The sequence below is a fragment of the Rathayibacter tanaceti genome (assembly GCF_001634385.1).
Classification (GTDB): Bacteria; Actinomycetota; Actinomycetes; order Actinomycetales; family Microbacteriaceae; genus Rathayibacter; species Rathayibacter tanaceti.
On record NZ_LIIN01000178.1, the window covers coordinates 1 to 3942 of the forward strand.

Here is a 3942-nt window from a genome sequence, read left to right on the forward strand (position 1 = left end):
CGGACTCGGCTCGCGCAGGAGCGAGCAGAGGCGGTCGCGTGCTCGACGCCGAACTCGCCGGCCTGCGCGCGGCCTCCGCCGACGAAGCCGCTGCGCTCGCTCGGGACGTCGAGCAGGCCCGGATCGACCTCGTTGTCGAGCTGGCCGCCCGCCGTGAGGAGGCGGACCGCGAGGACCTGCTGCGGCACCAGGAGGCGGTGGCGCAGACGCAGCGCTACCTCGACGAGTCGAATCTCCAGCTCGCCGACGCCATCCGGCGGGCGAACGACAAGCGTCTCGAGGCCGACACGCTCCGCAGCGACGCGCTCGATGAGACGACGCGGCTGCGCAGGAAGGCCCAGGACGACTCGGACGCTCTGCTCGACGGTGCCCGCGACCGGGCGCAGGAGTTGATCGCCGACGCCGAGCGCCGTAGCCGCGAGCTCGTCGACACCGCGGAACGCCGGCTCGACGAGATCCGCACGGAGCGCGACGCGATCGCCGGCTACGTCTCCGGTCTGCGCGGCCTGATGGGGCAGATCGAGGGGTTCGACGACGAGGCGACGAACGGATCCACGGGGGACTCCGACGACGTCGAGGATTCCGACGAGACGAGGGCCCCGGCGAAGAAGGCTCCGACGAAGAACGGGCCCGCGAAGAAGGGCTCGCAGGCGAAGGGCGACCAGCCGGCGGCGACCGACGAGCGCTAGACCCCGATCGCGGGCGGGCTCAGCCGAGCTCGCCCGCCCACTCCGTCGGCAACGGTGACGCGGCAGGTGCGACGACGCGCACGATCTCCTCGAGGACCCGCCGCGTCTGCGCCTCGCCGACCCAGAGGTGCTTGCCTCCCTCCACCGCGATCAGATCGAGCTGGGGGACGCTCGCGAAGCGCTCGGCCGCCGCGGCAGGCCGCAGATAGTCGTCGAACTCGGGGACGAGAGCCACCAGCGGACGGCGGTCCACGCCCCACGCAGCCACCTCCTCGGCACTCGTGCGGTGCAGCGGAGGCGAGAGAAGGATCGCGCCGTCGACGGGGTGCTCCCTCCCCCATTTCAGAGCGAGCTCGGTGCCGAACGACCAGCCGACGAGCCACGGGTGCGGGAGTCGCCGCTCGGCGACGAGCGACATCGCGGCGGCGACATCGGCGCGCTCGTCGTTCCCGTCGCCGAAGGCACCCTCGCTCGTGCCGCGGGGCGAAGTCGTGCCGCGGGTGTTGAAGCGCAGCACCGCGACGTCGGCGAGGGCCGGGAGGCGTGCCGCTGCCTTGCGCAGGATGTGCGAGTCCATGAAGCCGCCGTGGGTCGGCAGCGGATGCAGCGTGACCAGCGTCGCCACGGGCTCGCGCTCGAGCGGCAGTGCGAGTTCGCCGACCAGAGTCAACCCGTCGGAGGTGCGCAGCTCGACGTTCTCGCGGCGGGCGGGAAGGACGACTCCTCCGCGGATCTCGTGGGTCATCGTGCTCCTCGGATTCTCCAGCAGTGCGTATGCCAGTGGCGACGGCCCGCCAGATCGGCGGCGTCGCCGAGCGCCCCGTCCGCGCGCCAGGTGACCAGGTGCTCTTGGCCGATGTCGATCGTGAGGCCGCACCCCGGGCAGAGATAGTTCTTGACGGCGCGGGCGGAGGAGACCGGCTGGACGTTCCACTCACGACCCGCGTGGCTCTCGGTGCGTCGCCGGCCTGCGAGCATCTGCGAGAGATCCAGCGGCTCGTCGTCGTCGCGACGGCTCCCGCGGGGTCGGTTGCTGCGCGGCATTCCTCCAGTCTAGGAGGCAGCTCCTCCCCGCCGGGTCAGTGCGAGCTGCCGTCCATCTCGAGCCGAGCCTCTTCGGCGTCGAGCATCAGCTGCGCCCGGCGGAGTGTGCGCGACGAGTAGACCCCGCGTGCGCGCGCCTCGAGCAGCGTCTCGCGCTCGGCGAGGATCACCGCGCGGCGCAGCCGCAGGTACTGGGCGTGAGGACCGAGTGGCGCGTCCTCGTTTCGCTCCACCTGCTCCCACGCCGCTTGCGAGCGGGTCAGCGTGTCACGGCGCACCCGCTCGAGAACACGCTCGCCTGCCTCGCCGTCGGGCAGCTCGGTCACCGCGTCCGGGAGAGCGCGGATGCCGCTGGACGCGACCTCGTCGAGTAGCGCAGCCAGTTCACGGCGATCGGCGTCGCCGTCCGACCCCTGGATCCCCGTGAGGCGGATGAGCGCGGGAAGGGTCGCCCCCTGGAGCAGGAGCGTGACCACGGCCACCGTGAAGGCGATCAGGATCAGCTGCGAACGGTAGGGCGTCTCCTCCGGGAGCGACTGCGCCGCCGCGAGGGTGACCACCCCCCGCATCCCGGACCAGGAGAGGATCACGCCTCCCCGCCAGCCGAACGCCTCGCTCGTCGTGGCAGCAAGATCGGTCTCGCGACGCTGGTACAGGCGCTCGGCGCGCGCCTGTCGCCGACGGAAGCGCTCATCGCCCGTGGCACTGTTGCGCAGCCGCATCAACCCGACCGCGAGCCGCCTGTTGGTCCGCACGGCGCGCCGGCCGGAATTGCGCAGCCACAGCAGCAACGGCCAGACGAACAGCGTGCGCAGGACGATCAGGATGACGACCGTGGCCAGCCCGAGCAGCACAGCCGTGCCCGCCCCGAACTCCCCCGGCTCGACCTCGCCGACGATCGCCTTGATCTCCGCGCCCATCAGCAGGAACACGCCGTTCTCGAGCAGGAACTGCACCGTGCGCCAGTTCACCCGCTCGCTGATGCGCGACTGCGGGCTGAGGAAGCGCGCGCTGTTGTGCCCGGTGTAGATGCCGGTCACGACCACGGCGAGGACGCCGGAGGCGCCCAGCTCCTCCGCCGGGATGTAGGCCAGGAACGGCACGGCGAACGAGACAGCGGTGTCGAGGACCGGATCGCGCAGCTTCGAGCGGACGAAGACGGTGAGGACGCCCGTCACCATGCCGAGCACGATCGCCATCACGACCGAGTAGACGAAGAGGACACCCACCTCCCCGACGTCGAGGGCGTCGGAGCTGACGGAGGAGCCGACCACGGCGGCCGCGGTCGTCGCCGCGCGCAGCAGTACCAGGGCCGACGCGTCGTTGACGAGGCTCTCGCCCTCGAGCACGGTCACCAGGCGGGGCGGCAGACCGAGCTTCTTGCCGATGGACGTCGCGGCGACCGCGTCGGTCGGGCTCACGACTGCTCCCAGCGCGATCGCAGCGGGCAGGCTCAGATCAGGGAAGACCAGGTAGAGGAACCCGCCGACCACGAGGGCGGTCACCACGACGAGCAGTACGGACAGCCCGAAGATCGAGCGCAGATTGCGCCGGAAGTCGGTCAGCGGGACCTGGATCGCGGCCGAGTACAGCAGAGGCGGCAGAACCCCCGCGAGGATCAGCTCGGGTTCGACCTCGATCCCAGGGACGCCCGGAAGGTAGGACGCGCCGATCCCGACGAGGACGAGGGTGAGCGGAGCCGCGATACCGAGACGGCTGGAGAAGCGCGCCACCGTGACGACGGTGATGATCCCGACGACCCCGAGCAACGCGTAATCCACGGCTCCAGGGTAGCGAGGCGCTCACGCCGTGCTGCCCCGCCTCCCGCGGATCAGTACCAGCCGACCGACTCGGAGTGCGCCCAGGCACCGCACGGGGATCCGTAGCGACCCGAGATGTAGCCGAGGCCCCAGGTGATCTGCGTGCTCGCGCTGGTCGCCCAGTCGCTGCCTGCGACGGCCATCTTGCTGCCCGGCAGGGACTGCGGGATCCCGTAGGCACCACTGGACTTGTTCTCGGCGTAGACGTTCCAGCCGGACTCGCGATTCCACAGCAGCACCAGGCAGTCGTACTCGCTATCGGCCCAGCCGCGCTGGACGATCATGTCGTAGGCGATCGCCTTGGCCGACCCGGGGTCGGGAGCAGCGGACCGCGGGACGGGGGCCGGCTCCGGGGTCGGCGTCGTCGGGCTCCTCCGCTGGGTCCTGCG

General features: G+C 71.4%; 4 protein-coding genes and 1 pseudogene. 1 reads left to right on the forward strand and 4 read right to left on the reverse strand.

Going from position 1 to position 3942, the window contains the following annotated elements:
- Window positions 1-689: pseudogene (locus ACH61_RS14270) on the forward strand (hypothetical protein); the annotation flags it as partial.
- A 19-nt stretch (window positions 690-708) separates the two neighbouring features.
- Here the strand turns inward: ACH61_RS14270 and ACH61_RS14275 are convergent.
- The 4 genes from ACH61_RS14275 to ACH61_RS14290 form a co-directional block, all read right to left on the reverse strand.
- Complete coding sequence (locus ACH61_RS14275; RefSeq protein ID WP_068213296.1) at window positions 709-1434, reverse strand: alpha/beta hydrolase; 726 nt, start codon at window positions 1432-1434, stop codon at window positions 709-711.
- The gene (locus ACH61_RS14280; RefSeq protein WP_068213299.1) at window positions 1431-1733 is read right to left on the reverse strand and encodes a hypothetical protein; all 303 of its coding nucleotides are present in this window, start codon (window positions 1731-1733) and stop codon (window positions 1431-1433) included. The genes ACH61_RS14275 and ACH61_RS14280 overlap by 4 nt, the downstream gene beginning before the upstream one ends.
- A 35-nt stretch (window positions 1734-1768) precedes the next feature.
- Window positions 1769-3514, reverse strand: a complete 1746-nt coding sequence (locus tag ACH61_RS14285; RefSeq protein ID WP_068213302.1) for a cation:proton antiporter — start codon at window positions 3512-3514, stop codon at window positions 1769-1771.
- Between the two features lie 50 nt (window positions 3515-3564).
- Window positions 3565-3942: aggregation-promoting factor C-terminal-like domain-containing protein (locus ACH61_RS14290; RefSeq protein ID WP_461786698.1), on the reverse strand; the 378-nt coding region annotated here is incomplete at its 5' end.